Genomic DNA, 26,898 nt, shown 5'->3' with positions numbered 1-26,898 from the left:
GACTTGTATGTTGCAGTGCAGCCACCCGTCGCCGAAGGCGGCTGGCAATATCCAAGATGGATTTCCGCAGCAACGAGGCTGTTCGGACCGTTTTGGGAACGAACCGGCGGCAGCGCCGAATTCGCGCCCTCAATGGTCAAACCCGTTTCGTTGAGCCCACCCGCAAGGTGGCCGCAGGAGCTTCGTCTCAATCATGAAAATCGAGCCAGTCTCAGTCGACTTCACCGACGAGCAGAAGCGCTATCTGGAAGGCTTTACCACCGGCCTGCAGATCAGCCGCGTCGGCCGCGGCCTTGGCGGCGGTGCAGGCAAGGCCAGCGCCGAACCTGTCGGCCCCGACGCTGCGCACATCAAGGCGCAGGACAAGGTCACCGCATCGGGCAAGAAGCTCGCCGACCAGGAGAAGTTCAAGCGCGAGGAGCATCCGTTCGACGCTTATCCGCGCCTGAAGCAGCAGGCGCTTGATAATGCGCCGCCGACGCCCGCGGACAATTTCCGCTGGCGCTATTTCGGCATCTTTTATGTCGCGCCCGCGCAGGATTCCTATATGTGCCGGCTGCGCATCCCGAATGGAATCCTGAAGCACTGGCAGTTTGCGGGTCTTGCCGATCTCACGGAAGAGCTTTGCGGACCATTCTGCCATGTCACCACGCGCGCCAACATCCAGGTGCGCGAGATTCCGCCGAAGAACGCGGTGGCGTTGATCGAGGGCATCCAGGATCTCGGGCTTTGTTCGCGCGGCTCCGGCGCCGACAACATCCGCAACGTCACGGGCACGCCGACCGCGGGTATCGATCCGCAGGAATTGCTCGATACCAGACCATATGCCCGGGAGTGGCACTACCACATCCTCAACGACCGCTCGCTGTACGGCCTGCCGCGCAAGTTCAACGTCGCCTTCGACGGCGCCGGAAAGATCGCGGTGCTGGAAGAGACCAACGATATCGCATTCAGCGCGGTCGAGGTGAAGGAGGGCTTTGGCGTCGAGCCCGGCGTCTGGTTCCGGCTCGGCATCGGCGGCATCACCGGACACCGGGATTTTGCCAAATACTCCGACATCATCGTCAAGCCGGCCGATGCCACAAAAGTGTCTGATGCCATCGTTCGTGTCTTCATCGATCTCGGCGACCGCACCAACCGGCTCAAGGCGCGTCTGAAATACGTCATCGACGGCATGGGGATGGAAAAGTTCCTGGCCCTCGTCGAGGAACGGCTCGGCCAGCCCTTCACGCGCGTACCCGCCGAAGCGATGGCGCCGCGGCCGGCATTCGAGCGCACCGCCCATATCGGCGTGCACCGGCAGAAGCAGACCGGCCTGAACTGGATCGGCGTGGCACTGCCGCTCGGCAAGGTGAGCTGTGAGCAGATGCGTGGCCTTGCCAAAATCGCGCGCGATCTCGGCGACGGCGATATCCGCCTCACGGTATGGCAGAACCTGCTTATATCGGGCGTGCCCGACGCCAAACTCGCGCTGGCCACCGCCGCGATCGAGGCGATCGGACTTGCGATCAAAACCTCTGAACTGCGCGCTGGGCTGATCGCCTGCACTGGCCGCGCCGGTTGCAAATTTGGCCTTGCCGATACCAAGCTTAACGCCGCCAGGATTGCAGACTGGTGCGATCCGCGGGTGCCGATCGAGACGCCGATCAACATCCATCTCACCGGCTGCCACCATTCCTGCGCGCAGCATTACATCAGCGATATCGGCATGATCGGCGCGCGGATCCCGGTCGGCGATACTGACGACACGGTCGATGGCTTTCATGTCTTCACCGGCGGCGGCTTCGGTCCGGACGCCGATGTCGGGCAGGAGGTGTTTCACGACGTCACGGCGGAGGACGCTCCTCGCTATGTCGAGCGGCTGCTGAAGGCCTACGTCAACAATCGCGCTTCGCCCGACGAAACTTTTCTCACATTTGCGCGCCGCCATGACGGCGAAACGCTGCGCAAGCTCGCCGATGCCGAGGTCTCCGCATGAACCAGATCGCTCCTCCGCCGAAGATCGACATCATTCCCGCCAGCGCGCCGTTCTCCGAGGCGCAACGCTCCTGGCTCAACGGTTTCTTTGCAGGTCTGCTGTCGGATGCACCGACACCGCTGTCAGCCGAGCAGGGCGCTGGCATCATGCAAGGTGCCGACGGCGGCGATGATGGCGAAGCGCCGTGGCACGACCAGACCATGCCGATATCGGATCGCATGAAGCTCGCCGAGGGCCGCCCATTGCGGCGACGCATGATGGCGGCGATGGCGCAGCAGGATTGCGGCCAGTGCGGCTACAATTGCCACGACTATTCGGAGGCCATCGCGGGCAAGAGCGAGGCGCGGCTCAACCTCTGTGTTCCCGGCGGCAAGGAAACCGCGCGGATGCTGAAGTCGCTTTATGAAGATATCGACAAGGCGCCGGCGCCAGCCTCGACGCCAGCGGCAGCCGAACCGGCCGCGGCGGCGCCGCCGCTCGGCGACCCCGGCCGCTCCCGCGACAATCCGATTGCAGCAAAATTCCTGTCGCGCCGGTTGCTCAACAAGCAGGGCTCGGAGAAGGAGACCTGGCATATCGAGTTCGATCTCGCGGTCTGCGGCCTCGACTATGTCGTCGGCGACTCCTTCGGCATTTTTGCGCGCAATGATCTCGGCCTCGTCGACCAGATCATCGCGCTGCTCGGCGCCTCGCACACCACCGAGGTCCGCGGCAAGACGTTGCGCGAGGTGTTGCAGGATGACGTCTCGTTGTCACCGGCACCGGATTCGCTATTCGAACTGCTGTCGTACCTGACCGGTGGCGCACAGCGCGAGAAGGCGCGCGCGATGGCGCAGGGCGAAGACCCCGATGGCGATGCCGCAACGCTCGACGTGATGGCGGTGCTGCAGAAATTCCCGAAGGTGCGGCCGCATCCGGAGGCCTTCGTCGAGGCGCTGGAGCCGCTACAGCCGCGGCTCTATTCGATCTCGTCGTCGCACAATGCGACGCCCGGAAAATTGTCGCTGACCGTCGATTGCGTCCGTTACCTCGTCAACAAGCGCAGGCGGCTTGGGCTGGCCTCGACCTTCCTCGCCGAACGGATCAATCCCGGCGATGAGCTGAAGGTCTATGTGCAGAAGGCGCACGGGTTTGCGCTGCCGCAGGATCCGAAGATTCCGATCATTATGATCGGGCCGGGCACCGGCATTGCGCCGTTCCGCGCCTTCCTGCTCGATCGCCGCGCCACCGGCGCACCCGGCAAGAACTGGCTGTTCTTCGGCCACCAGCGCTCGGACTGCGATTTCTTCTATGCCGACGAACTCAACGCATTGAAGACCGCAGGTCTGCTGACGCGGCTGTCGCTGGCATGGTCGCGCGACGGCGAGAAGAAATTCTATGTGCAGGACCGCATGCGCGAAGTCGGCCGCGAACTGTGGACGTGGCTCGCCGAAGGCGCCAACGTCTATATCTGCGGCGACGCCAAGCGGATGGCAAAAGACGTCGAGCGCGCAATGGTCGACATCGTCGCCCAGCATGGTGCGCGCACCACGGACGAGGCGATCAGCTTCGTCGCCGACCTGAAGAAGAAGGGCCGGCTCCAGCAGGACGTGTATTAGGCCGGTTCCCGGCGCCTCAAATTCGAGCGAATGAAATTCTCGCGCCGGCCCGTGGCGAAGAATTTTTCACTGGGAACCAAGTCCTCGAAGGAGGTGGCATCGCTATTTTTGCCACGCGCTTGAATCCGCACGCGAACGATATTCCATATGTCGTCTAATGGGGCGTTGGAGATCGACCATGCGCGAACTATCGGCGGAAGCCCGCCTGCACCTTCACGCGCGAAATCTTTCCCGGAAGACCGGAAGCGGAGTTCATACCGTGGCGCTGTACAGCGCCTTTGCGGTGATCGCGGCCATTGTGTTCGGCACGCTGTCCATCCACCCGTTCTGACGTTTCGAGACATTGAAAAAGCCGCCGTCTGATATTCTCAGGCGGCGGCTTTTGTTTTGCGAATCCGTAGGGTGGGCAAAGCGAAGCGTGCCCAGCTTCACGTGCACGGCAAGGATGGTGGGCACGTCGCTTGCGCTCCTTTGCCCACCCTACGCATTAATACCCGTAGCTGTATCCGCCGCCGCAGGTGTTGCAGGTCGGCTGGACCGGCGCATAGTAGGAATAGCCCGGCGAGACCATCTGCGTGCGCTCCTGCATGGCATATTGCGGCGCGATGCGCTCATAGGCGACGCCCTCGGGCGCGACCATCACGGTCCTCGGCACCATCACGGTGCGATATTGCGCCGGCGTGCGATGCGCGACGACGCGGCCCGGCGACACCATCACGGTTTCCTGCACCGTGCGGTACTGCGGCGGCACCGATTGTACTTGATAGCAGGTCGTGCAGGGCTGGGGCGGCGGCGTGTAGCAGCTGGAGCAGCCGGCGGACGCCGCGCTGGTGAAGGCGGCCGTGGCAATCGCGGCAATGGCAAGCGAGATGGAGGTGCGGAACATGCTTCGTACCCAATTTCCTGAGAGGACAAGGCTCGGAAACTGCACCTAGCAACCAATCGGCAAGTTTGGGTTTAAGAAGACTCTTAACAGAATCTAAAGGGCCGGCAGCGTCGCCGGCGGGCCGTCAACCGCTCCTCTCAATGCGCCGTCTTGAACGGCGCAACCGCGATGCCCGCATCCTTCAGCGCCTGGCGCAGGCCGCGCGCGATCTCGACGGCCCCACGCGTGTCGCCATGGATGCAGACGGTGTCGGTCTGCATCTTGATCACCTTGCCGGTGACGGAGACGACGGCGCCATCCTGCACCATCCGCACGACGCGATCGGCGATCTGCTTGGGATCGTGCAGGACCGCGCCGGGCTTCTTGCGCGAGACCAGATTGCCGTTGTCCTCATAGGCGCGGTCGGCGAACACTTCATGCGCCATCCGCAGATTGGCGGCTTCGCCGGCGCGCACCAGTTTCGAATTGGCGAGCACCACGAAAATCAGGTTGCGATCGACCGCCTTGATCGCATTGGCAATCGCCTTTGCGGTCATGTCGTCTTCACAGGCGACGTTGGAAATCGCGCCATGCGCCTTGACATGGGTGACCTTGTGGCTGGCCGCGGTCGCGATCGCCTGCAGCGCGCCGATCTGGTAGGCGATGAGGTTCTCGATCTCCGACGAGGTCAGTCCTGGCATCGGGCGGCGACCGAAGCCGTGCAGGTCGCGATAACCAGGATGCGCGCCGACGCTGACGCCGCGGGCCTTCGCCAGTTCGACCGTGTGGCGCATGATGTCGGCATCGCCGGCGTGGTAGCCGCAGGCGACGTTGACCGAGGTCGCAAGCTCGATCATCGCGGCATCATTGCCCATTTCCCAGGGGCCGAAGCTCTCGCCGAGATCGCAATTGAGGTCGATGGTTGTGGTCATGACAACAGGTCCGTTGTTGTTGATCTTGATCTAGCCGGCTGCGGCAACCTGCCACGTCGCGGCGTCGGTGGCGCTGACCGCCTGGCCAGCGACGTTAGCATCTCGCAGCGCCTCGATGTTGAGCCCGAACTCCTCGATCCCGCGAAGGCGATCGGGCAGGGACCGCAGCAGGTCGCGGAACGTCTTGGTCTCCGCCTGCGCTTCCGCCATGGTCACCGCCTTGAAGCGGAACGGGCGGCCGGCGGAGATCTGGGCGAAGCGGCCGAAATCGGCCGATATCACGGTCGCGATCTTCGGGTAGCCGCCGCTGGTGCCGCGGTCCGGCATCAGCGCGATCGGCTGGCCGTTGCCGGGCACCTGGATGCTGCCGTTCACGGTGCCGTCGGAAACGATGTTGTGGCCGTGCAGATGCTTGATCTGCGGACCTTCGAGCCGGTAGCCCATGCGGTCGCTGGTGGCGGAAATCTTCCACTCGCTGTCCACGAACAGCTTCTTGTTCTCGTCGGAAAACTCGTCGTCCTGCGGCCCGAACAGGATTCGGATCGGCGCTTCTGGAGTCGCCGGTAGCTCGATCCGGCGCTCGGCCGCGCCGCTCGCGGCTTGCGTCTTCAACTCGTCGCCACTCTGCAGCGGGCGCGGATAGGGGCTGCCGAGCCCGGCGCGGGCGTTGACCGCGAGGCTGCCGAACATCGGCTCGCCTGCAATGCCATGCTCGATCGCCAGATAGCTGAACGAGCCACCGCGGGCAAAGCCGAGAGTGAGCGTTTCGCCGTCGGCGAGCGTTACCGAGCTGTCGAAGGCAACCGCGCGCCCGCCGATGTCGGCGTTGCGGGGCGCACCGGCGAGCGCCACGCGCACCGCGCCGCCATGCGCCGTGAAGCTGGCGCCGAACGGACCGATCTCGACGGCTGCCGCAAACAGGTCGTTGGCGACCAGCGTGTTGGCGGCGGCCAGCGCCAGCCGGTCCATCGCGCCGCTCGACGTCAGGCCGTAGCGCTGCGATCCCGGGCGCCCACCGTCCTGCACCGAACTCGCCGGGCCGATCGAGGTGACGATAAGCTTGCTCATGGCGTCACCAGTTCGGCGATGAACGCGCCGGCCTCGGCCGCGCGGTCCTGGTCGGCAAAGGTCTTGGCATCGATCGCCGTGAAGGTGATGGCGTCGCCCGGCTCCAGCAGGAAGATCGGGTCGCGATGCAGCTGGTAGGTTCGCACAGCGGTACGGCCGAGCAGGTGCCAGCCGCTGGGGCCGGCGAGGCATTGCACGCCGGTCTGAATGCCGCCGATCGAGACGGTGCCGGCCGGCGTCAGCAGACGCGGATTCTGGCGGCGTGGCATGTGCAGGAATGTCTCCAGTCCGCTGAGATAGGACCAGCCGGGCGTGAAGCCGATCATGGCGACGCGATAGTCGCCCGCAACATGGCGCGCGACGATGTCGTCGGGCGTCGTGTTGAGCGTCTTCGCCACGTCCTCGAGATCGGCGCCGTGCTCGCCGCCATAGGCGACGGGAATGCGCCAGCGCCGCGTGCCGGCCGCAGTCGGCAGCGCCTGTTCCGCGCGCGCAAGCAATTGCTCGCCAAGCGTGCCGAAATCGATCTGCACGGGATCGTAGTGGACGAGCAGCGACCGATAGGTCGGCACCGTCTCGGTGATGCCAGCGATCGGTTCGGCGGCGATGAAGCGGTCGAGCGCCAGCACCCGCCGGTTGGCGGCCTCGTCGATGGTGCGGCTGAATTCCACCGTGATGGCGCTGTCGCCACTCGGCAAAAGGCGGGGAGGGTTTAAGGTTTCGGGCATCGGATTGAGCGGACTCTTGGTGCATCAAGCTAGCGTGTTTCGGCACCGAGTGGAATTCGCTTCGTGCAAAATGATGCAGCAACTTCAATAAATTAATCGGCATGCAAGCGATAAGATCTGGTGATCGCAGAATTCGCGCGCAGCCCTTGACGCGAGGGGCTGGCCCCGCAAGATGCGCCCCGTCTCATTCCTCCCACTGGAGCTATCCTCCCAGATGTCCCTGTCCGCCGAAGCGATCGCGACGCTGTCGCACGTGTCCACCGCCACCATCACCACGGTCCTGCTCAAGAAGGGACTGCGTAACGTCTGGATGCGCGGCACCAAGCCGCTGAAGCCCGGGCAGAAGCGGCTGGTTGGGCCCGCCTTCACGCTGCGCTTCGTGCCGGCGCGTGAAGATCTGGCGACGCCGGAATCCTGGTCGTCGCCGATTTCGACCCGCACCGCGATCGAGGCGATGCCGGAAGGCTCCATCGCTGTGGTCGATTCGATGGGCATCACCGACGCCGGCATCTTCGGCGACATCCTCTGCGCGCGCATGGTCAAGCGCGGGGTGGCGGCGCTGATCACCGACGGCGTGGTGCGCGACCTCGAGGGCGTGCTCGGGACCGGTTTGCCGGTGTGGTGCGACGGCTATGCCGCGCCACCGTCGGTCGCGGGGCTGACGTTTGTCGGCTGGGGTGAGCCGATCGGTTGCGGCGGCGTTGCGGTGTTTCCGAACGACGTGGTGGTCGCTGACCAGGACGGCGCCGTGCTGATCCCGCAGGCCTTCGTCGACTTGATCCTGGCGGAAGGGCCGGAGCAGGAACGGATGGAAGCGTGGATCGTCAACGAGGTGAACAATGGCGCCCCATTGCCCGGCCTCTACCCGATGAACGCAGAGACCAAGGCACGCTACGCCGCAAGCAAGAAATAACTTCAACAAACCGAGGTAAGTCCATGGATATCCACGTTTCCGGCTCGCGGCCGACCCGCCGCGCGCCGCAGGAGAACTTTACCGGATCGGTGCTGCAGGACCCCATCAACATGGCGCCTGCGCCGGCGCGGCTGAACGCCTCGCGTGTCTCGTTCGAGCCCGGCGCGCGTACCGCCTGGCACACCCATCCGCTCGGCCAGACGCTTTACGTGATCTCAGGCGTCGGCCGCGTGCAGGCCAAGGGCGGCCCGATCAGGGAAATCCGGCCCGGCGACACCGTCTGGATCCCGCCGAACGAGAAGCACTGGCACGGCGCGTCCCCGGGCAACAGCATGACCCACATCGCCATGCAGGAGGCGCTTGACGGTGTCTATTCGACCTGGATGGAGCACGTCACCGACGAGGAATACGGCGGCAATCTCGGGTAGGGCCGTAGCTGATACCCAAACGAAAAGCCCCGCACACAGCGGGGCTTTTTGATTCCCGGTGAGAGCGCTTAGTTCGACCGCGTCCAGGTCTGGCCGCCGCAGAACATGCCGCCGAACGCGCAGCCTTGCACCCGCAGGGTGTCGGAGCCCTTCAGCGCGATAGTGGAATCGTAGGTGCTCCCGGTGTTCGGATCGAGGATCCGGCCGCTCCATTTGTCCTTGGCGGGCTTCATGTTGATCAGGACCTGCTCGCCGTTCTCGCTCGACTTTTTGTCGACGGCGTAGCCGCAGAGATTGGCGCCGCATTGCTCGATGCGGACCCTGCCTTCCTTCTCTTCCGTCAACCAGACGCCCAGCGGCGAATTCGCCGCCTGCACGGCGTTCGGAGCCGGCTTGGGTGCGGCAGCCAGCGGGGGCGGAATCGCGGCAACGGCAGCCGGCGCCGGCGGCGCAGCCTGCTGTTGCACGGGTGGTGGGGCGGGCGGAGGCGGCGTGGTCGCTGCCGTATCTGATGGCGCGACCGCCACGGTCGTGTTGGCGGGCTCCGTTGCAGTCAGGGCAGGCGCCGCCGGAACGGTAGCCTGATCGGCTGGAGCGGGTGCCGGCGATGCTGCCGCAGCAGGGGCTTCGCTCGGCGGTGCCTGCGGATCGGTCTTGGTGTCCGTCTTGGCCTCCTGCGGCGCGGCCGGCTTGCGTTTCCGGTCGGCGTCGTCGCCCTTGGCGCGCCGGGTTCGGTGGCCGCTATTGTCGTAGACGCCGGGGATCGAGACCGTTCCGCGATCCGGATCGATCCGGATGGTGCGGCCGCCATAATCGAAGCTGTATTGCGCCTGCGCAGCGGCCGTGCTCGCCAACAAAAGCGCAGCGATAGCCAGAAGCTTCTTCATCTCGACCTCCAGTGCAGGGAATACCGTCCCCAAACTATCCGGCGGTAGCTCTGCGGAGCGTGACCCAGGTCACTTTCAAATCATAAGTCGTGGAGTAGCGGCTTTGGTTCAATCACTGGACCGCAGTCTAGTTTCGGACCGCCAGGCGGTCAATTTTCCGCACGGAAGCAGGCGCGTTTGCCGCGGCCTATTCAAACCATGCGGCGTAGATCTTCTTGTAGCTGCCGTCTTCCATCGCGATGTGCAGCCATTGGTCGACGAAGGCCTTCAGCGCCACATCGCGCTGCATCCAGTAGGCCTTTTCCGCGAAATCGAACGGGGTGTCGGGATGTACCGCGCAGAGCACGCCGGGATGCAGCTTCTGCTGGTAGCGCGTCTCGGACGAGTCGGTCATCATCAGGTCGGCGTCGCCCTTGGCGATCTCGTCGAAGATTTTGGTGTTGTCGTTGAACACGCGAATGTCCGCACTCTTCACATTGGCGCGGGCGAAGCGCTCGTTGGTGCCGCCGGGATTGACGATGACACGAGTGCCGGGCTTGTCGATCTCGGCGATGGTGTCGTACTTGCCGTTGTCGGCGCAGCGCGCGATCGGGGTCTTGCCCTCGCGCATAATCGGCGTCGAGAATAGGCCCTTCTTCTGCCGGTCGAAGGTGATGGAGACGCCGCCCATCGCGATGTCAAAGCTGTCGGCCTCGAAGTCCTTCATCATTTGCGGCCATGCCGTCGGCACGAACTCGACCTTGACGCCGAGCGCCTTGCCGAGCGCTTGCGCCATGTCGACATCGAAACCGCGGAACGTCTTCGCCTCCTTGTCGAGAGAGGTGAAGGGCAAATAGTCGCCGGTCATGCCGACTCGCAGCGTACCGCGCTTGACGATCTCGTCGAGGCGCGACGGGGCTTGGGCCTGCTGGGCGTGCGCCAAGGACACGAGGAATGCCAAAGCAAGGGCGGCCAAAGCGCGAAACATCAATTTCTCCGTCAATTCCGATGACATGTCGTTGTCCAGCATTTAGACCAGATGGCGCAATTGAGCCAGACCACCGGGAGCCGAAGTGACCATCTCACTCCACGACGCATCCATCGGCGTCTATGTGCCGTATCTCCGCAATCTTTCGGCGCTGCTTGATCACGCCGACGCTCATGCCAAGGTTCGCAAGATCGATCCGGAGGTGCTGCTGGCGATGCGGCTCTCACCAAACATGTACAGCCTTCGCCAGCAGGTCGGAGAGGCGCTCCGCCACGCCATCCTCAGTTGCGCGTTGCTGGCAGGCCGTGAGCCGTTGGTATTGCCCGGTGCCGAGCCAGATATCGCCGAGCTGAAATCCCGGATCTTGGCCACGATCGATTTCGCGCAATGCCTGCTGCCGGCTGCCATCGATGCGGCTGCCGACAAGGAGGTCGTGTTCACGTTCCGCAGCGGCGCCACCAGGTCCTTTACCGGCCAATCGCTGATCCTGACCTTCAGCGTGCCGCAGTTCTTCTTCCATGTCGCCACCGCCTACGACATCCTGCGCCATGCCGGCGTCAATCTCGCGAAGAAGGACTTTCTGGGACCACCGCGGCCGCCGCAGGCTTAAGGCTAGTTTTCGTCGCTATCCCTGGGCGCGAGGCTGGCGACTTCAGTGCGGCTGATCATCTCGTGCTTGAAATGCTCGAAGCGCTGCCGTGCCGCAGCCTCGCGGTCGTCGACGAACTTGATCGCGGAGTCCTTGTCCATCGGGCCGTTGACGAGCGGGGTCGATCCTTCGCCGACGGTCTCGTCGACGTAGTAACGGCCGTCGTCCTCGCGCACCGTCCATCGAAAGCGCAGCGCGGCCATCGGGCCGGGACCGGCCTTGGAATAGCCGTTGGCCTCGATCGGCTGGATCGGCGGCGGTTCGCTCGGTTCCGGCTCTCGATGCTCCGGTTCGACATGCTCCGGTTCGACTTGCTCCGCTGCGATCGACTGCGGCAAAGACGGCGGCATTGCCACCGGTGGCTCCTCCACCGGGGCGAATTCCCTGTCTACCGATTTAGCCGGCTCGGGCGGCGAGATCGTCTGATCGAGAATGCTCGCGATGGCCGCGAGCGCATTGTCGGTCGGGTCGTTTTTACTCACGGTTTCGATCTCCAGACAGGACGCCAGCCCGTGGCGTCGATACGACTCCCTATCTACCTGATGCGGCTGGAGTTTGTCAGCCTATGCGCAGACCGGGGGGCGTTTGTCCTTCCAGGGGTGGGCCTGCTCGAGTTGGCCGGCGAGGCGAAACAGGAGTCCCTCCTGGCCAAGCTTGGCCGCAAACATCATGCCGAGCGGCAGTCCGGCGTTGTTCCAGGCCAGCGGCACCGACATCGCCGGCTGTCCGGACATGTTGAACATCGAGGTGCCCGGCATGTAGCGGCGCAGGACTGGTGCGATGTGGCTCAGATCCTCGGACATCGTGTTCAGCTCGCCGAGACGGAGCGGCGGCGTGCACAGCGTCGGGCTGAGGAAGATGTCGCAAGCCTCGAAGAAGGTCGCGAGCCCGCGCGAAATCTGGAACGCGGCGAGCTGTGCAGCGACATAATCCGCCGGCGTCAGCTTCAGCGAATTCTCCGCACTGGCCAGCGTCAGGCGCTCGACATCGTCCGAGGTCAATTTGCGGCCGACACGCTGCTCGAGCAATCGCACCGTCAACGCCGTGTTGCCGCCGACGATCGTCGTCATCAGCGGACCAGGATCGGCCGCCAGCGGCGGCGCGCGCTCCTCGACATGATGGCCGAGGCCCGCCAGAAGCTTGGCGATGTCGCGGACCGCCTGGGCGATCTCGGGATCGATGGCATCGCCATAGGGTGACTTGTCGGTGAAGCTGATGCGGAGCCGGCCGGGGTCGCGGCCGACCTCCTGCGAGAACGGCCGTTCCGGCGGCGGCGCGACATAGGGGCTCGACGGCTCCGCGCCGTGGATCGCGTCCATCATCACGGCACTGTCGCGGACACTGATGCTGAGCACATGGCCAACCGAAAAGCCGCCCCAGCCTTCGCCGCGGTCAGGACCGAGCGGGTTGCGCGCCCGCGTCGGCTTCATGCCAAATACGCCGGACGCGGATGCCGGGATGCGGATCGAGCCGCCGCCGTCGCTCGCATGCGCGACGGGGAGAATGCGCGCGGCAACCGCGGCGCCAGCACCGCCGGACGAGCCGCCCGACGAATGCTCGAGGTTCCAGGGATTGCGAGTCGGGCCGAACAGGCGGGATTCCGTGGTCGGCATCAATCCGAATTCCGGGCTCGCGCTCTTGCCGAAGATCGTGAAGCCGGAATCGAGGAAGCGCTGGGCCAGCGTGCCGTTGTGGTCGGCGACGAAGTCCTTCAGCAGGCTCGCGCCTGACGTGGTGCGCGTGCCTGCGAGCAAATCGAGGTCCTTGAGCAGGAACGGCACGCCGGTGAAGGGGCCGTCGGGCAAGCTCTTGGCGATCTGCCGCTCGGCATAATCATAGTGCTTGACGACAACAGCGTTGATCGGCGGATCGACCTTCGCCGTGCGGGCGATGGCCTCGTCGAGCAGCTCTTTCGCCGTTACGTCTTTCTTGCGGACGAGCTCGGCGAGACCGACCGCATCATAATTGCCGAATTCCTTGAAACCCATTTGCATGCTCCCGCATCGCCGGACCGATCTTGAGGTTCAGTCCCGGCGTGAATGACTAAGGCCGAAAGTTCAGCCGAGAACGTCCTGGTTGATCACGTTCTGGCGCAACGGACTGCCGTCCAGCACGCTCAGGATATTCCGGGCCGTCTGCTCACTCATCCGATCGACCGCTTCAACGGTGACGCCGGCAACGTGCGGCGCCATGATCACGTTCGGCAGGCTGTGCAGGGGCTGGCCGACCGGCGGCGGCTCGACCTCGAACACATCAAGGCCGGCGCCGGCGAGCTTGCCCGATACCAGTGCGTCATGCAGTGCCTTCTCGTCGACGATGCCGCCACGCGCGGTGTTGATCAGGTAGGCCGCCGGCTTCATGTGCTTGAGCCTGTCAGCGTTGAACAGGCCGACGGTTTCGGGCGTCTTCGGGCAATGAATGGTGACGAAATCCGAACGCGACAGGGCTCCATCGAGGTCCGGCACCGCTTCGCAGCCGGCCGCGGTGATTTCGCTGGCCGGCTTGTAGGGATCGTACACCAGCACCTGCATTTCCATCGCGAGGCAGCGCTTGGCGGTGCGGGTGCCGATCCGGCCGAAGCCCACGATCAGCACCGTCTTGCCGTAGAGGTCGAACGGCAGTACGCCGAGCCGTTTCGCCCAGGTGCCATCTTTCACCATCGCGTGCATTTCCCGCGCGCGCTTGGCCAGCGTCAGCATCATGAACAGCGCCTGTTCGGCGACCGACGGCGAGTTGGCGGTGCCCGCGACCATCAGCGGCACCTTGCGGCGCGACAGCGCCGGCACGTCGACCGCGTCATAACCGACACCGATCCGCGTCACCACCTGCATATCCCCGGAGGCTTCGAGCTCTGGCTCGCCGAAGCGGGTCGCGCCGAGCGCGACGCCATGAACCGGCGCATGCTGCGCCAGCATGGTCTGGAAGGCCTCGGCGGAAATCATGTTCGGAAATTCGACGATTTCAACATCGTCCCGTTCGTTGAGCAGAGCCCGTGCGCCCGGGGAGAAGGTCTGGGTGATGAAAATCTTCTTCTTGTTGGTCGCCATTTCCTGCCCTTGAGTTCTTGTCGGCCGTCAAAGGACGGCGCCGGTCACCTCGTTTAGCAAATGCATATTGTTGAGGTCCACAGCCATTCGGAGCGGGCCGCCATCCCGCGCGCCGGCATTGGGGTTGACCCGGCCGCAGATCTGGGTGCCTTCAAGGGTGGAATAAACCAGCGTCTCCATGCCCATCGGCTCGGTGACGTCGAGGACGGCATCGAACGGCTCGACGCCCGGCTCGACATGCGGTTTGGACTCCGTGACATGCTCGGGCCGGATGCCGAGCAGCAATTTGTCGGTGCGCGGCACCGCCTGGTAGCGCGCCGCGCGCTGCGGCGGCAGCGGGAAGGCGATGCGGTCGGTCAGCCTCACAGACAGCTGACCTGCGGTATCCTCGAGGCGGCACGGCAGGAAATTCATCGCGGGCGACCCGATGAAGCTCGCGACGAACCGGGTCGCCGGGTGGTGATAGAGTTCGTTGGGCGTGCCGATCTGCTCGATGCGGCCGTGGTTCATCACCACAACGCGGTCGGCCAGCGTCATCGCCTCGACCTGGTCGTGGGTGACGTAGACGGTTGTGGTGCGGACCTTCTGGTGCACCTTCTTGATCTCGATCCGCATCTGCACCCGCAGCTTGGCGTCGAGATTCGACAGCGGCTCGTCGAACAGGAACACCTTCGGATTGCGCACGATGGCACGGCCCATCGCGACGCGCTGGCGCTGGCCGCCCGAGAGCTGTTTCGGCTTGCGATCGACCAGCTCGGTGATGTCGAGCATGCGGGCCGCTTCGGCAACCCGGCTCTTGATCTCGGCCTTCGGATAGTGCTTCAGCCGCAGCCCGAACGACATGTTCTCGGCGACGGTCATGTGGGGGTAGAGCGCATAATTCTGGAACACCATCGCAATGTCACGATCCTTTGGCGGCACGTCGTTGACGACATCGCCGCCGATCATGATATCGCCATCCGAAATGTCCTCGAGCCCGGCGATCATCCGCAGCGTCGTCGACTTGCCGCAACCGCTTGGCCCGACCAGCACTACGAACTCATGGTCGGCGATGTCGAGATCGATGCCGCGCACCGCCTCGACGTCGTCGTAACGCTTCACCACCTTGCGCAACGTAACGTCAGCCATGAGTTCAACCCTTTGTCGTGTTCAACCCTTTGTCGCACCGGCGGTCAGGCCGGCAATGTAATAGTCCATCAGGAAGGCGTAGATGATCAGCGGCGGCGCGGCGCCGAGCAGGGCACCCGTCATGATCTGGCCCCAGTTGAACACGTCGCCCTTGATCAGGGTCGTAATGATGCCGACCGGCAGCACGAGCTGATCGGTCGAGGTCGTGAACACGAGGGGATAGAGGAACTGGGCCCATGAGACGGTGAAGGCGAAGATCGTCGCGGCGATCAGGCCGGGCAGTGCCACCGGAATGAAGATACGCGTTAGCGTCTGGAACCAGCTCGCACCGTCGATGATGGCGGCCTCATCCAGCTCCTTCGGGATCGACGCGAAATATCCGATCATGATCCAGGTGCAGAACGGCACCGTCAGTGTCGGATAGATGAAGAGCAGGACGTACCAACGGTTGATCAGCTGGATGCCGGTCCAGTCGCCGATCGTCGCAAACATCTTGAACAGCGGGATGAACAGCAGCGTGTCGGGAATGAGGTAGGTCAGGAACACACCGGTCGCCAGCGTCGCAGAGCCCCAGAACTTCATCCGCGCCAGCGCGAACGCCGCGGGTACGCTGATCAGCATGGTGATCGTCACGACGATGATCGAGACCCACGCCGAATTCCAGAAGAAGCGCAGGAACTGGTTCGAGGTCAATAGCTGAACGTAGTTCTCGAGTGTCGGGTGATAGATCCACCACGGATTTGTCGCCGCCGAAATCTCCGCGCTGCCTTTCAATGACGTGATCAGCATGTAGAGCGGTGGCACCAGCGAGAAGATCGCAAACAGGGTGAGGAAAAAATACGACCAGCGCAGCGCCCAGGTGCGGTCACGGCTCATGCTGCCATATTTGACATTGCGGGTCGGTCCGGACTTGTCGATTGCGAGCGTGCTCATCAGGCTTCGTTCCCGCGTTTGTTGATATCACGGAGGATGAAGACGGCCGCGACGGCGAGGATCGGTACCATGAAGAGCGAAACGCTGGCGCCCAGCGGAATGTCGCTGCCCTCGATGCCGACGCGGAACGCCCAGGTGGCGAAGATGTGGGTATGATCGAGCGGACCACCTGCGGTGAGAATGCGCACGATGTCGAAATTGGCGAAGGTGACGATCAGCGAGAACAGTGTCGTGATCGCGATGATGTTTCGCATCATCGGCAGCGTCACATACCAGATCCGCTGCCACCAATTGGCGCCGTCGATCGCCGCCGCTTCATAGAGTTGCTCGGGCACCGACTTCAGCGCCGCCAGATACATGATCATGAAGAACGGCGCGCCGTACCAGACGTTGACCAGGATGACCGAGAAGCGCGCCCACACGGCGTCGCCTGTCCACGGGATCGGCCCGATGCCGAAGAACGAGAGCGTGTAGTTGAAGGCGCTGTAGGACGGATCGAACAGCCACAGCCAGGCGAGCGTCGACATCGCCGGCGGAATCACCCATGGCACCAGCAGCATGCCGCGCCATTTGCGCTGCTTGTTGGCAGGCACGTTGTGCACGAAATGCGCGACAATGAAGCCGATCAGCGCTTTGAACAGCACCGCCGATATCGCAAAGATACAGGACTGCTTGACCACCAGCCAGAAGGTCTCGCGCTTGAACAGGAACTCGAAATTGCCGAAGCCGACGAATCTCGACATCGACTTGTTCAGCGTCGCCAGGTGCAATGAATAAAAGGCGGGGTAGATCACGAGGACTGCGATGAGAACGATCAGCGGCAGTGTCATCAGGAATGCCGAAGTCGACTTGCGCCTCAGTGCGTTGCGAAGGCCGCCACGCTTACGCGCAGTCCGCGCTGCTGCAACTCCGTTGGGCTGGAAGGTGACATCAACCATGACGCAGGTTCCTCGCGCGGGTTGGTCGAACGTGCCGGTGCGCCGGATGGACGCCGCGATGAAGGCAATACCCCGCGCGGCCACCTGAATGCGGCGCCGCGCGGGAGCGCAGGTTCCTCAGCTTCGCATGAAGCCTTCGCACTCGCCCTCGGCCCAGGTGAGCGTCGTCTCCAATTTCTCGCCTTGATAGTATCTCAGGCACATTTTGGTCAGCGTGGCCTGGAAGTAGATCTGCTGGGCGATCTTGGGCGGCGCCGGCGAGGCCGCGATCGACAATATCTGGTGATTGTAGGGGTTCGGGTAGTGGAAGAGCGTGCCCTTCGGCGGCCCTTCCTCCTGCCAGACCTTCAAGGTCGTGAGCTTCTCGTAAGCCGGCAGGTCGTAGCCACCGCTCGCGACCACCAGCTTCTCGATTGAAGCCGGCTTCGACAGATGGATAAGGAGGCTCCTGGCCGCTTCCTTGTTCTTCGAGAAGTTCCAGATACTCCAGAAATAGGGCAGATAAGGCGCGAAACGTCCCTTAGGCCCGGCGGGGAAGCCGTGCGTCCAGCATTGCTCGGCGACTTGCGGTGCGTCGCGCTTGGCAACTGCCCAGGCGCTCGGCGGATTCATGATGAGGGCGCCTCTGCCGGAGACCAGCCATTTGTTGTTGGAGGCGTCATCCCATGCCGACACGTCAGGCGGAAGGAAGGCGATCAGCCTCTTGTAATAGTCGAGGGCCTGCCGCACCGCGTCGGTCTTGACGGTCAGGTTGCCCTTGGCATCGACGAGCTGGGCACCGAACGACTGGAAGATCGCACCCGCCGTGTCGACGCTGTCGCTGGTCTCGCCAAGGCCGATGCCGAACGGGAAGCCGCCCTTCTGGCAGGCTTCCGCCGCCTTGAGGAATGTGTCGAGCGTCCAGTTGTCGGCCTTCGGCGGACTGCCGGCCGGGTACATTTCCTGCACGTCGATGTTGGCATGCTTCTTCATCAGGTCGATGCGCGAGCAGGGACCCTTGATCTGGCTGCCGCAGCAGGCCGGGACGCCGAGCCACTTGCCATCGAGCTGTCCGAGATATTTGACCGTGCCGTTGACCTCGCCGTTCTCGGCAACGATCGGTCCCATGATGTCGTTGACCGGCTCTAGCTGCTCGGAATTGGAGTGGCACCACCAGGTTGGCATAGCGAAAATGTCGTGGCCGGATCGGGCCTGCGCTTCGGCGGCGATCGTCACCAAATTCTTGTTGCCCTGGCTGGTGACATAATCGATCTCGACGTCGACCTTTTCCTTCTCGGCCCATTCCTTGACGAGGGCTTTCGACGCGTCGTTGGCACCCGGCACCCAGTGATCCCAGAAGCCGATCGAGAGCTTTCCGGCAGCATAGGCACCGCGGACGTATGGCGCTGATATCAGCGCGGCCGATGACAGCGCTGTCGCAGCAACGAATTGTCGGCGTGAAAGCTTCCTCCGTAACATGGCGTTCCCTCCCTGGTGAGCCAACGGACAAAAGGCTTCGGAAATCTCGTTGTTATGTTTTTGTGCGTCGCGTTTGCGCGGCGTCATGAGATTTCATCGATGCCGATCAGAACAGAATTGCCGGCCCCTGTCGAGAAACCAGATGCTTCCGCGCGTAGAACTAACGTTGTGGTCAAATCTCGGGCAGCGCGGTTGGCGCGGCCACACTTGCGCCGTTTGCAGCATCTTTCACGCTCATGCTGCGCCGCACGCTGGCGAGATTATGATCTCCGTCGCGTATCGTGCGCGGTTGCGTCGCAGGTTCCCCGCGAACGGGGCAAGCTGTCTCAACGACGGGCGTTTTGTCGTCTTGCCAATCAGCCGATAGACTCGGTGAAGCTGGAAACGATAAAGTCCGGATTCGCTGACGCGCACTTTTGCCCCGCATGGATTCAACCATCCTCAAACCCACGATCGATCATGGAGAGCCGATAATGCGTAGCCCGGTAGCGAAGATGCGTGTGCGGTGGAAACTGTGCGTCGCGCTTGGAGCCGCCACCGTGATGCTGGTCGCGGCCCCCCACATCGTCGATGCGCAAATCGCGCAGGGCGTCGAGAAGGGGGCGCGTGAAGGCAACAAGGCGGCAGGACCGGTCGGCGGAGTCCTGGGCGGCGCCATCGGCGGCGTGGTCGGGGTGGTGACCGGCGTGACCAGCGTGTTCACCGGCAACAACGCAAACACCCCCAACAGCAACGCTGCCAACGGCAAGAACCCGCAGTCCCAGCCGGCGGCGCCCGGCGACAAGCAAGGCGCCAAGGGCACCAAGTCGGCCAAATCTGCCAAGGACGCTGGCAAGGACAAGGGCGCCAAGCAGGCTGCCGTGCTGACCCAGGAGGGGGCGCCACAGCTCACGGCCGAGCAGATGGTCGCCAACAGCGACGCCAATATCGAGCGGATCAAGAAGGAGCTGAACCTGACGCCGGATCAGGAGAAACAGTGGGCCGGATTCAACAGCGCGATGCACTATCTCGGCCACAACGGCGCTGACCGCCTCAACCTGCGTATCGCGCGCGCGCAGCGCGATCCGCCCGACGACATCATCGAGCAGATGCGCAATGAGGCCCAATTCCTCAACGACCGCGCGGTCGATCAGCGCAACGTATCCGACGCAGCCGAGCCGTTATATGCGAGCCTCGACGACAAACAGAAACAGATATTCATCAATGAAATGGTCCGCCTCAGCCACGAGCGCGGCCTCGATTGAGGATCCACTGACGACGAAATGGGGACGAATAGCCGGGCCACCAGGCCCTGGGGTAGGTTGAAGGCGCGGCACCCGGCTATTCTGCCGCAGCGGCGCGGCCCGGCTAGATCGTCATTCAATGTTGAAGAAAAGCGGACCGGATCGCGCCCGAGTGATGGCCGAGTCGGGGCCTTGTCGGGAACCCGGCGGCGCAAGCCCGTACCCGGCCATGACGAAGCTGAGGTCCGCGTCGGCGCCTAGCATCCGGGCACCGACGGTTTCGAAATGGCTGAGCCGGCCTTGCAATTGCTTAGGCTTGCCGGACCGTCGCGGGAGCCGCCACCTCAACGGACCCGGTCAGCTCCTTGTCGATCTGCTCGATCGACTTGCCCCGGGTCTCAAGGCCGAAGAAGTAATAGACGGCGCCCGCCATCAGGAACCAGCAGCCGAGATAGACGAAAGCGGTCGGAATCTGCGTCAGTGGCACGTCCGGCTTGAGGTAATTGTTGGAGCCGACGATCAAAGCGAGGCCGAGCGGCCCGATGATCTTGCCGATGCCGCCGAAGCCATAGGCCGAGCCCATGCCCGAGGTGCGCAGATGCGAGGGCCAGACCTCGGCCGCATAGGGGCCGACGATGGCAAACCCGCCATCGGCGAAGAAGAACGCCGCGGCCAGCAACAGCCAGAACGCGGACATGCCGAACAGCGTCGAGTCGTAGTGATAGCCGGCGATGATGGTCAGTGCGCCGGCGCCGAAGCCGAGCAGGCCGCCGGCGGTGCGCCGCCCCAACAGTTCCGAGAAATAAGAGAAGGAGATGCGCCCGACAAAGCCGGAGACGCTGAGCAGGACCATCATTCTGGAGGCTTCCTGGGGCGAAACCTTCAAGAGCAGCACGAACAGCGAGGGAGCCCACAGCGTGATGCCGTAGACACCGGTCTGCGCGCCGGCATTGCCCAGCCAGGAGACGATCAGGCTGCGGGGATGTTTGAACAGATCGAGCCAGTTCGACTTGACGATCGGACCGGCATCGGCCGCGCTCGGCAGCGGCAGTTCGGAGGGCTGCATCTGCAGCGCCCAGGCGAGCGACTTGCGGGCCTCCTCATAGCGTCCCTGGCGGCACAGCCAGCGCGGCGACTCCGGGACCCACAGGCGAACCAGCAGCACCAGCAGCGACGGCAACACGCCGATTGCGAACAGCAGCCGCCATTGGTCGCTCCCGATCGTCCCGCCGAGTACGGCGCCGAGTCCGACGCCAAGCGGGATCACGCAGGTGACAAGCCCGCCGACCCAGCCGCGCTTGTGCGAGGGCATGAACTCCTGGACCAGCGGCAGGTCCACGCAATAGAGCCCTCCGACCCCGGTGCCGACGAAGAAGCGCAGGACGGTCAGATAGACCCAGCCATTGTCGGGGGTGAAATAGAGCAGGCCGGTCGCGATCGAGAAGTTCAGCACTGTGCCCATGAACACGATCCGGCGGCCGATCCGGTCGGCGAGCCAGCCCCAGAGAAAGGCGCCGAGGATGGCGCCGACGCCGGAACTCATCAGCACCGTGGCAGACTGACCGAATGTGAGTTTCCAGGGCCCGATCAGGAACGCGAGCACGAAGCCGATCAGGAAGTAGTCGAAGAATTCCAGCGCGTCGCCCATGATGGCGGCAACGAGGATCTTGATCTGGTTGCCGGTCAGACTGGTCCGGCGATCGAGAATCTCGAACATGGCGTCTCCCCTGGGCGCCTGTTCATTTTTGTCCAGAGCGGGCGTCGCGCCGCCGCACCGCCGATCGACCGAGGCTATCCTTCCGGCGTCGAGAACCACAAGCCCAGGCTTGCGCGGGGCTCACCTGCGCCCAGTCGATGCACGCGAAGGTTCGCTTTTGCGCACAAATCGCGGTGCGAAAGCCCGATGCGATAGGTCCGAACCGTTGACTAATCCGGGGCGAGACGCCAAGCCTGCGTCAAGATGTTCGAGGCCGAGCCGGATGGACGAGAAGCGCAAGCATCCGCGAACCGAGGTCAATGAACCCGGCTATGTCTCGTCGGGCGGTTCGGTCATGCATTGCGTGATCGTGAACATATCAGCTGAAGGGGCAGCGATCGAAGTCGAGAACCCCGCTTTCGTGCCGCACCGCTTCCGCCTGGTGATGGCGAATGATGCCTCTGAAGTCTACGAGTGCCGGGTGATCTGGACCAAGAAGACCCGGGTCGGCGTCAGTTTCGTGGATGCCGCGTGAGCGCGCAAATCTCTGCCGGGCGCCGGGAACAGTGCTAGGCTGCCCCGGTTTCGCTGCTGGAACAGCAGGGTGCGTCAATGACTCCGGAATCTGCAACGATCTGTCTCGGCTGCTGGCAAAATCTGCACGTGCCGATCCCGCTGCGCGGGCCATTGTCAGTGCCATTCCGGCTGTTCGGCATCAAGCCGAGCCGGATGAACCCGAACACATGCACGATCTGCGAGATGGCGTTCTCGAAGGTCATGAAGGCGCGCGCCGTGACCATCGACGCCACCATCATGTTCGCTGACCTGCGTGGCTACACCACACTGACGCAAATCATTGCACAGAACGGACTGACGATGCTGTTGGACGCGTTCTACGATGACTGCGCTGCCGCGATCTGGCGCTATGACGGCATCCTCAACAAGACAATCGGCGATGCCGTATTGGCGATTTTCAATTTTCCGGTTCGGCAGCAGGATCATGCCGCGCAGGCCTTGCTGGCCGCTCGCGAAATCCAGGAGAGCTTCCGCCGCAGACGCGACGAACTGGTGCAGGCCATCGGTGCGGGCGATGTCGAGATCGGCATTGGCATCGGGATCGACAGCGGCGATACCAATTTCGGTGAGTTCGGTCAGACCCATCGGGATCTGACAGCGGTTGGTACCGTCGTCAATCGTGCCGCCCGGGTCCAGGCGGCTGCGAAATCGGGCGAGATCCTCGTCACGGCGGCTGTGCGGGATCGAACCCGGGACATGATCTCTGCAACCGGCTCCGATTATGCGTTGAAGGGCTTTGCCGAACCGGTCACGTTGTTTTCTGCGTGATTTGACGCAACGCAAAAAGACGGCTCCGGCGCGTCCTCCAGCGACAAAGGCGAAGCCGTTGTGCGGGGACTACGCGCCGAAGCCGTCTGGGATGGTCGTTTGCCGATTACGAACATCGCCTCAACGCGGCGACGGCAGGTTCGTTCCGGCACCCTGAAAATTTTCGAGAAGGTGTCAGCGCCACATACCGCGCATCCTGGCGCGGATGTCGATCGGCGGTGCGCGGTTGGCTGACGAGGGGGGCTCGGCGGCCGCGCGCGGCCAGGTGGTGCGCTCGAACGTCGGCAGCAGACGGTCCGGGATGAAGCGGGTGCGCGAGGCGTACATGTGGCGATCGCCCTTGGCGGCCTGGCCGTGGACAAAGAAGCGCTGCGGCACCAGCAGGTGCAGATCGTCCTTGGCGCGGGTCATGGCGACATAGAGCAGGCGGCGCTCCTCTTCGAGTTCCGCCGACGTCCCGGCGCCGAGATCGGACGGCATGCAGCCGTCGACGACATTGAGCACGTAGACCGACTTCCATTCCTGGCCCTTGGCGGAATGGATCGTCGACAGGATGAGATAGTCTTCGTCCAGCAGCGGCACGCCGGCCTGGTCACTGGTCGCGTCCGGCGGATCGAGCGTGAGCTCGGTGAGGAAGCGCTCGCGCGAGGGATAGCCCGCAGCAATCTGCTCGAGTTGGATCAGGTCGGCGCGGCGGACTTCGCTGTCCTCGTGGATGCGGTCGAGATGCGGCTCGTACCACAGCCGCGCGCGTTCGATGTCGACGGGCCATTCCGAGTAGCGGAGGTTTTTGATCGCCTGCACGAACAGCCGCCAGTCCTCGCCGGCCCGCGGCGGTCCGGAGAGGGATGTCAGCGCGGCGATCGGATCGGCGGCCTCCGCCATGCGGTCGAGCACGCGCTGCGCCGAGGCCGGCCCGACCCCCGGCAACAGATGCAGGATGCGAAAACCGGCGACCCGGTCGCGCGGATTGGCGACGAAGCGTAAGAGCGACAGCACGTCCTTGACGTGGGAAGCATCGAGGAATTTCAGGCCGCCGAATTTCACGAACGGAATGTTGCGGCAGGTCAACTCGACCTCGAGCGGTCCTGAGTGCGAGGAGGTACGAAACAGCACGGCCTGGTGCTTCAGCAACGCGCCTTCCTCGCGGTTGGCCAACACCTGCTCGACGACGTAGCGGGCCTGATCGGCCTCGTCACGGATTGCGACGAGAAGCGGCTTGCGGGTCGAGGTCCGATCGGTCCACAGGTTCTTGGTGAAGCGCTCCTTGGCAAGCGAGATCACGCCGTTGGCGGCCGACAGGATCGGCTCGGTCGAACGATAGTTGCGGTCGAGCGTGATGATCTCCGCCGCCGGGCTGAACTGGTTTGGAAAATCGAGGATGTTGCGCACGCTCGCAGCGCGGAAGGAATAGATCGACTGCGCGTCGTCGCCGACCACGGTGAGCCCGCGGCCGGCGGGCTTGAGTGCAAGCAGGATCGAGGACTGCAGGCGGTTGGTGTCCTGATATTCGTCGACCATCACATGATCGAAGCGGCCGCCGATCTCGTCTGCGAGGCTGGCATCGGTGACCATCTGCGCCCAGTAGAGCAGCAGGTCGTCGTAATCGAGCACGTTCTGCTGCTGCTTGGTCTCGACATAGGCCGCAAACAATTGTTTCAGTTCGTTGGCCCAGCCCGCGCACCAGGGGAAAAACTGACCCAGCACCGCTTCGATTCCCATCTCCGCGTTCACGCAACGCGAATAGATCGCGAGGCAGGTGCCCTTGGTCGGAAACCGGCTTTCGGTCCTGGAGAATCCGAGGTCGTGGCGGACCAGGTTCATCAGATCGGCGGAATCCTCGCGATCGTGGATCGTGAAGGCCGGATCGAGCCCGATGCGCTCGGAGAATTCGCGCAACAGCCGCGCGCCGATGCCGTGAAACGTGCCGGACCAGTTCAGCGCGTCCGTCATCACAGAAGCCTTGTCGCCCAGCACGCGGCGCGCGATGCGTTCGACGCGGCCTGCCATTTCGGCGGCGGCGCGGCGGGAAAAGGTCATCAACACGATGCGGCGTGGATCAGCACCGGCGACGATCAGATGCGCGACACGGTGGGCCAGCGTGTTGGTCTTGCCCGAGCCGGCACCTGCGATCACCAGCAGCGGCGCACCGATGGTTCCGTCGATCCCGACGCCGTGCTCGACCGCGCGGCGTTGCTCGGGATTGAGCGCATCCAGATAGGCTGTGTTGGCAATATCAGGCACGAATCACCCCTGCCTGACGCTAACAGACATCACGCCGATTGGGACTGACGCGCCGGCGCGTGGTCAAGAAATTAGATTGACATTAACGCCGCGCGCTGCACAACCGCGCCATGGGTGACGTATCCACTTCCGACACGCCGCTGAAGGCGACGTTTAAATTGCGGCTGAACGGCGAGACGGTGACGCTTGCGACCGTTGGCCAGGCCTATCGCTTCATCACCAATCTCAGCGCGGTCGAGTGGATGGAATTCCGGACCTTGCACGGAGATGCCGTCAGCGCGCTCGAAAAGGCGGCTGGCAACGCCATGCTGACGGTGCAGGCGACCAGCGCGCTACGCATGCTGTTCGTCCGCGCCAAGCTGCTCTGAACTGCTTCGACAAAGAAATGGGCCGCCTTGGCCCTCCGAGGCGGCCCCAAGATGGCGGCTGAAGCGCAATCAGCCTCTAGCCGCGATGTGTACCGCCGTTACCTTGTTTGCGGCCATAACGAAAACGCCCTTACGAAACGGCGATCGATTCGGCTGTAGCGCCGACACCACAGTCAGGCGCCGGCGTCGTCGAGCAGCCGATCGTAGAGCAACGCCGACCGCAGATTCATGGTTGCGATCTTGAGGTAGCGTGCTTCGCGCATCGCGTTGTTGAACATCATGATTGCGGTCTTCCAGTGCGAGCGCTCGCGCTGGTCCGCATTCAGCTTGGACAGGTAGTCTGCAGCGTCGCCGACAGTCTCAAGCGTCCGCCCACCCTTCAGGGCGATCGAAAACGCGAGCGGCGACCGCTTCTCCAGTTCCAGCACGTGAGGTTCCCCCGGGGCAGACGGTAACCGAAAGGAACAGGCCGCTTCCGGCCGCCGTGGCGTAGGCGCTTCAGAACGAGTCCGCCAGTGCGATCTCCGCTTTCAGGGCGCCGATCCGCCGCTCGGCCTCCTCGAACGTCAGGTCACCTGCGTACTGCCTGGGCTGATAGGCTTCCTCGGCAAGGCTCCTCAATCGGGCGGCCTGCGCCCGGGTCATTTGCCCGCCGAGACGCTCCGCGACCCCGCCGAATTTCACCGCTGCCATGCTCATGTTTGACCTCATCGTCGTATGCTGACTTGACAATATGTTCTATTTTTGTTCTAACAAGCCATGGACAACAAGATCAACGAAATTCGACGCAAGATCAGCGCTTTGCGGGCCGAAATGACCTTGGTCGAGGCTGCAATCCGGGATCAGGTCAATCGCGATCTCGACTGCAGCGAGGCGTCCTATCGGCTGTTAGCAATGCGGGCCGTGGTGGCGGAACTGATCGGCCGCTGGAAGGCCGCCGGCGGCGGCGATCGGCTGCCGACCGTCCGCGAGCGCCTGACCCGAAGCCATGCAGAGCGTCCCTTGACGAAGCCGGACAAGGGCAAGTCCGGGTCGGGCCGCGTCACCATCCGGCCCTGATCGCACGGACTGCAATTTAAGAGTTGCGCCATATCGCCTCAGCCGGCGTCAGCGCGGTTTCTGATCGGGAACCGCGGCGCGGGATCGGCATTGCCTCGGGGTGAGCCGCCCAATTTCCGTTGCATTGTCCAACGCCATGATCGCCGATCCGACCGCTTCAACGCGGGCATCGATGAATGACGATCGCAGTCCGCTCCTGACGCTGATGTCCTGCGTCAGCTGTAACATCACCATGCGGCTCGAGACCTGCTCTCCCGACAGTCAGGGTAAGGAGATCCTTCAGTACCGCTGCGGGGAGTGCGGCCGGATCGAGCGGGTGCTCTTGATCCGGCGGACCTGGCCGGCTCAGAGCTAGTTGCCGCCGCAAGCGAGAAAAGTTCCGTGCCGCGGGAACCTTATTTTGCGAGCGCGATTAACTTGCTCGGTCTCATTGCAGAGATGGTCGTC

At 63.6% G+C, this 26,898-nt stretch carries 29 protein-coding genes; 11 read left to right on the top strand and 18 right to left on the bottom strand.

Features of this window, described 5'->3' with window-relative positions; genetic code table 11:
* Positions 1 to 193 precede the first annotated feature (193 nt).
* On the top strand, positions 194 to 1,978 hold the full coding sequence (locus UP10_RS15790) for a NirA family protein (RefSeq protein WP_044588212.1): 1,785 nt from the start codon (positions 194 to 196) through the stop codon (positions 1,976 to 1,978).
* Positions 1,975 to 3,576 carry a sulfite reductase subunit alpha gene (locus UP10_RS15785; protein WP_044588211.1) on the top strand — a complete coding sequence of 534 codons (1,602 nt, stop codon included), beginning with the start codon at positions 1,975 to 1,977 and terminating at the stop codon, positions 3,574 to 3,576. The genes UP10_RS15790 and UP10_RS15785 overlap by 4 nt, the downstream gene beginning before the upstream one ends.
* A 252-nt stretch (positions 3,577 to 3,828) precedes the next feature.
* Here the strand turns inward: UP10_RS15785 and UP10_RS45635 are convergent, their stop codons facing one another.
* The 5 genes from UP10_RS45635 to pxpB all read right to left on the bottom strand — a co-directional run bounded on the left by UP10_RS45635 (position 3,829) and on the right by pxpB (position 7,169).
* The gene (locus UP10_RS45635; protein ID WP_210167970.1) at positions 3,829 to 4,032 is read right to left on the bottom strand and encodes a hypothetical protein; all 204 of its coding nucleotides are present in this window, start codon (positions 4,030 to 4,032) and stop codon (positions 3,829 to 3,831) included.
* Positions 4,033 to 4,063: 31 nt separating this feature from the next.
* Positions 4,064 to 4,462 (bottom strand): hypothetical protein, encoded by a 399-nt coding sequence (locus UP10_RS15780; RefSeq protein WP_044588210.1) that lies wholly within the window; start codon positions 4,460 to 4,462, stop codon positions 4,064 to 4,066.
* 137 nt (positions 4,463 to 4,599) lie between these two features.
* Complete coding sequence (locus UP10_RS15775) at positions 4,600 to 5,373, bottom strand: LamB/YcsF family protein (RefSeq protein ID WP_044588209.1); 774 nt, start codon at positions 5,371 to 5,373, stop codon at positions 4,600 to 4,602.
* Between the two features lie 30 nt (positions 5,374 to 5,403).
* Positions 5,404 to 6,441, bottom strand: a complete 1,038-nt coding sequence (locus UP10_RS15770) for a 5-oxoprolinase subunit C family protein (RefSeq protein WP_044588208.1) — start codon at positions 6,439 to 6,441, stop codon at positions 5,404 to 5,406.
* On the bottom strand, positions 6,438 to 7,169 hold the full coding sequence (gene pxpB, locus UP10_RS15765) for a 5-oxoprolinase subunit PxpB (protein WP_044588207.1): 732 nt from the start codon (positions 7,167 to 7,169) through the stop codon (positions 6,438 to 6,440). The genes UP10_RS15770 and pxpB overlap by 4 nt, the downstream gene beginning before the upstream one ends.
* Before the next feature lie 214 nt (positions 7,170 to 7,383).
* Here pxpB and UP10_RS15760 point away from each other — a divergent pair, with 214 nt between their 5' ends.
* Both UP10_RS15760 and UP10_RS15755 read left to right on the top strand, forming a co-directional pair.
* Positions 7,384 to 8,082, top strand: coding sequence for a ribonuclease activity regulator RraA (locus tag UP10_RS15760; protein ID WP_044588206.1), 699 nt, complete (start codon positions 7,384 to 7,386; stop codon positions 8,080 to 8,082).
* A gap of 23 nt (positions 8,083 to 8,105) precedes the next feature.
* Positions 8,106 to 8,510 carry a (R)-mandelonitrile lyase gene (locus UP10_RS15755; RefSeq protein ID WP_044588205.1) on the top strand — a complete coding sequence of 135 codons (405 nt, stop codon included), beginning with the start codon at positions 8,106 to 8,108 and terminating at the stop codon, positions 8,508 to 8,510.
* Between the two features lie 68 nt (positions 8,511 to 8,578).
* On the opposite strand, the gene UP10_RS15750 is transcribed toward UP10_RS15755, so the two are convergent.
* Both UP10_RS15750 and UP10_RS15745 read right to left on the bottom strand, forming a co-directional pair.
* Entirely contained in the window at positions 8,579 to 9,397 is an 819-nt protein-coding gene (locus tag UP10_RS15750; RefSeq protein WP_044588204.1) for a DUF2147 domain-containing protein, read from the bottom strand.
* Positions 9,398 to 9,584: 187 nt separating this feature from the next.
* On the bottom strand, positions 9,585 to 10,364 hold the full coding sequence (locus UP10_RS15745) for a transporter substrate-binding domain-containing protein (protein ID WP_245321754.1): 780 nt from the start codon (positions 10,362 to 10,364) through the stop codon (positions 9,585 to 9,587).
* An 85-nt stretch (positions 10,365 to 10,449) separates the two neighbouring features.
* Between UP10_RS15745 and UP10_RS15740 the strand changes: the two genes are divergently transcribed.
* A complete protein-coding gene (locus UP10_RS15740; protein ID WP_044588203.1) occupies positions 10,450 to 10,974 on the top strand; it encodes a DUF1993 domain-containing protein in 525 nt (174 codons plus the stop codon).
* 2 nt (positions 10,975 to 10,976) lie between these two features.
* Here the strand turns inward: UP10_RS15740 and UP10_RS15735 are convergent, their stop codons facing one another.
* The 7 genes from UP10_RS15735 to UP10_RS15705 all read right to left on the bottom strand — a co-directional run bounded on the left by UP10_RS15735 (position 10,977) and on the right by UP10_RS15705 (position 18,517).
* Positions 10,977 to 11,495 (bottom strand): hypothetical protein, encoded by a 519-nt coding sequence (locus tag UP10_RS15735; protein WP_044588202.1) that lies wholly within the window; start codon positions 11,493 to 11,495, stop codon positions 10,977 to 10,979.
* An 81-nt stretch (positions 11,496 to 11,576) separates the two neighbouring features.
* Positions 11,577 to 13,001, bottom strand: a complete 1,425-nt coding sequence (locus UP10_RS15730) for an amidase (protein ID WP_044588201.1) — start codon at positions 12,999 to 13,001, stop codon at positions 11,577 to 11,579.
* Between the two features lie 69 nt (positions 13,002 to 13,070).
* A complete protein-coding gene (locus UP10_RS15725) occupies positions 13,071 to 14,060 on the bottom strand; it encodes a hydroxyacid dehydrogenase (RefSeq protein WP_044588200.1) in 990 nt (329 codons plus the stop codon).
* 27 nt (positions 14,061 to 14,087) lie between these two features.
* Complete coding sequence (locus tag UP10_RS15720) at positions 14,088 to 15,188, bottom strand: ABC transporter ATP-binding protein (protein ID WP_044542162.1); 1,101 nt, start codon at positions 15,186 to 15,188, stop codon at positions 14,088 to 14,090.
* A 21-nt stretch (positions 15,189 to 15,209) separates the two neighbouring features.
* Positions 15,210 to 16,121: a carbohydrate ABC transporter permease gene (locus tag UP10_RS15715; protein WP_044542161.1), complete on the bottom strand. Its 912-nt coding sequence runs from the start codon at positions 16,119 to 16,121 to the stop codon at positions 15,210 to 15,212.
* A complete protein-coding gene (locus UP10_RS15710; RefSeq protein WP_044542160.1) occupies positions 16,121 to 17,059 on the bottom strand; it encodes a carbohydrate ABC transporter permease in 939 nt (312 codons plus the stop codon). Before UP10_RS15710 ends, UP10_RS15715 begins: the two co-directional genes overlap by 1 nt.
* Positions 17,060 to 17,176: 117 nt before the next feature.
* Positions 17,177 to 18,517: an ABC transporter substrate-binding protein gene (locus UP10_RS15705; protein WP_044588199.1), complete on the bottom strand. Its 1,341-nt coding sequence runs from the start codon at positions 18,515 to 18,517 to the stop codon at positions 17,177 to 17,179.
* Between the two features lie 473 nt (positions 18,518 to 18,990).
* On the opposite strand from UP10_RS15705, the gene UP10_RS15700 reads away from it, so the two are divergent.
* Complete coding sequence (locus UP10_RS15700) at positions 18,991 to 19,761, top strand: Spy/CpxP family protein refolding chaperone (RefSeq protein ID WP_044588288.1); 771 nt, start codon at positions 18,991 to 18,993, stop codon at positions 19,759 to 19,761.
* 289 nt (positions 19,762 to 20,050) lie between these two features.
* Here the strand turns inward: UP10_RS15700 and UP10_RS15695 are convergent, their stop codons facing one another.
* The gene (locus tag UP10_RS15695) at positions 20,051 to 21,457 is read right to left on the bottom strand and encodes an MFS transporter (protein WP_044588198.1); all 1,407 of its coding nucleotides are present in this window, start codon (positions 21,455 to 21,457) and stop codon (positions 20,051 to 20,053) included.
* A 262-nt stretch (positions 21,458 to 21,719) separates the two neighbouring features.
* Here UP10_RS15695 and UP10_RS15690 point away from each other — a divergent pair, with 262 nt between their 5' ends.
* Both UP10_RS15690 and UP10_RS15685 read left to right on the top strand, forming a co-directional pair.
* Positions 21,720 to 21,971, top strand: coding sequence for a PilZ domain-containing protein (locus tag UP10_RS15690; RefSeq protein ID WP_044588197.1), 252 nt, complete (start codon positions 21,720 to 21,722; stop codon positions 21,969 to 21,971).
* Positions 21,972 to 22,048: 77 nt separating this feature from the next.
* Positions 22,049 to 22,780 carry an adenylate/guanylate cyclase domain-containing protein gene (locus UP10_RS15685; RefSeq protein ID WP_044588196.1) on the top strand — a complete coding sequence of 244 codons (732 nt, stop codon included), beginning with the start codon at positions 22,049 to 22,051 and terminating at the stop codon, positions 22,778 to 22,780.
* 174 nt (positions 22,781 to 22,954) lie between these two features.
* On the opposite strand, the gene UP10_RS15680 is transcribed toward UP10_RS15685, so the two are convergent.
* A complete protein-coding gene (locus UP10_RS15680; protein WP_245321753.1) occupies positions 22,955 to 25,024 on the bottom strand; it encodes an ATP-dependent helicase in 2,070 nt (689 codons plus the stop codon).
* 110 nt (positions 25,025 to 25,134) lie between these two features.
* Here UP10_RS15680 and UP10_RS15675 point away from each other — a divergent pair, with 110 nt between their 5' ends.
* Entirely contained in the window at positions 25,135 to 25,392 is a 258-nt protein-coding gene (locus tag UP10_RS15675) for a hypothetical protein (protein ID WP_044542155.1), read from the top strand.
* Between the two features lie 173 nt (positions 25,393 to 25,565).
* Here UP10_RS15675 and UP10_RS15670 read toward each other — a convergent pair whose 3' ends face one another.
* Both UP10_RS15670 and UP10_RS15665 read right to left on the bottom strand, forming a co-directional pair.
* Positions 25,566 to 25,820, bottom strand: a complete 255-nt coding sequence (locus tag UP10_RS15670) for a hypothetical protein (RefSeq protein ID WP_044588195.1) — start codon at positions 25,818 to 25,820, stop codon at positions 25,566 to 25,568.
* 70 nt (positions 25,821 to 25,890) lie between these two features.
* Positions 25,891 to 26,091: a DUF3072 domain-containing protein gene (locus UP10_RS15665; RefSeq protein ID WP_245302284.1), complete on the bottom strand. Its 201-nt coding sequence runs from the start codon at positions 26,089 to 26,091 to the stop codon at positions 25,891 to 25,893.
* 60 nt (positions 26,092 to 26,151) lie between these two features.
* Here UP10_RS15665 and UP10_RS15660 point away from each other — a divergent pair, with 60 nt between their 5' ends.
* Together UP10_RS15660 and UP10_RS15655 are read left to right on the top strand one after the other, a co-directional pair.
* Positions 26,152 to 26,451 carry a hypothetical protein gene (locus tag UP10_RS15660; RefSeq protein WP_044588194.1) on the top strand — a complete coding sequence of 100 codons (300 nt, stop codon included), beginning with the start codon at positions 26,152 to 26,154 and terminating at the stop codon, positions 26,449 to 26,451.
* Between the two features lie 172 nt (positions 26,452 to 26,623).
* Complete coding sequence (locus UP10_RS15655) at positions 26,624 to 26,806, top strand: hypothetical protein (protein ID WP_245321752.1); 183 nt, start codon at positions 26,624 to 26,626, stop codon at positions 26,804 to 26,806.
* Positions 26,807 to 26,898: the final 92 nt, after the last annotated feature.

This window comes from Bradyrhizobium sp. LTSPM299 (assembly GCF_000938235.1).
Taxonomy (GTDB): Bacteria; Pseudomonadota; Alphaproteobacteria; order Rhizobiales; family Xanthobacteraceae; genus Bradyrhizobium.
Note: the sequence above shows the minus strand (reverse complement) of the source record. Positions and strands in the feature narration are given on the sequence as shown.

Bases quoted from the DNA above. Each gene is read 5' to 3' on its own strand.
- UP10_RS15790 (WP_044588212.1), top strand. From the start codon at position 194: ATGAAAATCGAGCCAGTCTCAGTCGACTTCACCGACGAGCAGAAGCGC.
- UP10_RS15785 (WP_044588211.1), top strand. From the start codon at position 1,975: ATGAACCAGATCGCTCCTCCGCCGAAGATCGACATCATTCCCGCCAGC.
- UP10_RS15780 (WP_044588210.1), bottom strand. From the start codon at position 4,462: ATGTTCCGCACCTCCATCTCGCTTGCCATTGCCGCGATTGCCACGGCC.
- UP10_RS15775 (WP_044588209.1), bottom strand. From the start codon at position 5,373: ATGACCACAACCATCGACCTCAATTGCGATCTCGGCGAGAGCTTCGGC.
- UP10_RS15770 (WP_044588208.1), bottom strand. From the start codon at position 6,441: ATGAGCAAGCTTATCGTCACCTCGATCGGCCCGGCGAGTTCGGTGCAG.
- pxpB (WP_044588207.1), bottom strand. From the start codon at position 7,169: ATGCCCGAAACCTTAAACCCTCCCCGCCTTTTGCCGAGTGGCGACAGC.
- UP10_RS15760 (WP_044588206.1), top strand. From the start codon at position 7,384: ATGTCCCTGTCCGCCGAAGCGATCGCGACGCTGTCGCACGTGTCCACC.
- UP10_RS15755 (WP_044588205.1), top strand. From the start codon at position 8,106: ATGGATATCCACGTTTCCGGCTCGCGGCCGACCCGCCGCGCGCCGCAG.
- UP10_RS15750 (WP_044588204.1), bottom strand. From the start codon at position 9,397: ATGAAGAAGCTTCTGGCTATCGCTGCGCTTTTGTTGGCGAGCACGGCC.
- UP10_RS15745 (WP_245321754.1), bottom strand. From the start codon at position 10,364: ATGTTTCGCGCTTTGGCCGCCCTTGCTTTGGCATTCCTCGTGTCCTTG.
- UP10_RS15730 (WP_044588201.1), bottom strand. From the start codon at position 13,001: ATGGGTTTCAAGGAATTCGGCAATTATGATGCGGTCGGTCTCGCCGAG.
- UP10_RS15725 (WP_044588200.1), bottom strand. From the start codon at position 14,060: ATGGCGACCAACAAGAAGAAGATTTTCATCACCCAGACCTTCTCCCCG.
- UP10_RS15720 (WP_044542162.1), bottom strand. From the start codon at position 15,188: ATGGCTGACGTTACGTTGCGCAAGGTGGTGAAGCGTTACGACGACGTC.
- UP10_RS15715 (WP_044542161.1), bottom strand. From the start codon at position 16,121: ATGAGCACGCTCGCAATCGACAAGTCCGGACCGACCCGCAATGTCAAA.
- UP10_RS15710 (WP_044542160.1), bottom strand. From the start codon at position 17,059: ATGGTTGATGTCACCTTCCAGCCCAACGGAGTTGCAGCAGCGCGGACT.
- UP10_RS15705 (WP_044588199.1), bottom strand. From the start codon at position 18,517: ATGTTACGGAGGAAGCTTTCACGCCGACAATTCGTTGCTGCGACAGCG.
- UP10_RS15700 (WP_044588288.1), top strand. From the start codon at position 18,991: ATGCGTAGCCCGGTAGCGAAGATGCGTGTGCGGTGGAAACTGTGCGTC.
- UP10_RS15695 (WP_044588198.1), bottom strand. From the start codon at position 21,457: ATGTTCGAGATTCTCGATCGCCGGACCAGTCTGACCGGCAACCAGATC.
- UP10_RS15690 (WP_044588197.1), top strand. From the start codon at position 21,720: ATGGACGAGAAGCGCAAGCATCCGCGAACCGAGGTCAATGAACCCGGC.
- UP10_RS15685 (WP_044588196.1), top strand. From the start codon at position 22,049: ATGACTCCGGAATCTGCAACGATCTGTCTCGGCTGCTGGCAAAATCTG.
- UP10_RS15675 (WP_044542155.1), top strand. From the start codon at position 25,135: ATGGGTGACGTATCCACTTCCGACACGCCGCTGAAGGCGACGTTTAAA.
- UP10_RS15665 (WP_245302284.1), bottom strand. From the start codon at position 26,091: ATGAGCATGGCAGCGGTGAAATTCGGCGGGGTCGCGGAGCGTCTCGGC.
- UP10_RS15660 (WP_044588194.1), top strand. From the start codon at position 26,152: ATGGACAACAAGATCAACGAAATTCGACGCAAGATCAGCGCTTTGCGG.
- UP10_RS15655 (WP_245321752.1), top strand. From the start codon at position 26,624: ATGAATGACGATCGCAGTCCGCTCCTGACGCTGATGTCCTGCGTCAGC.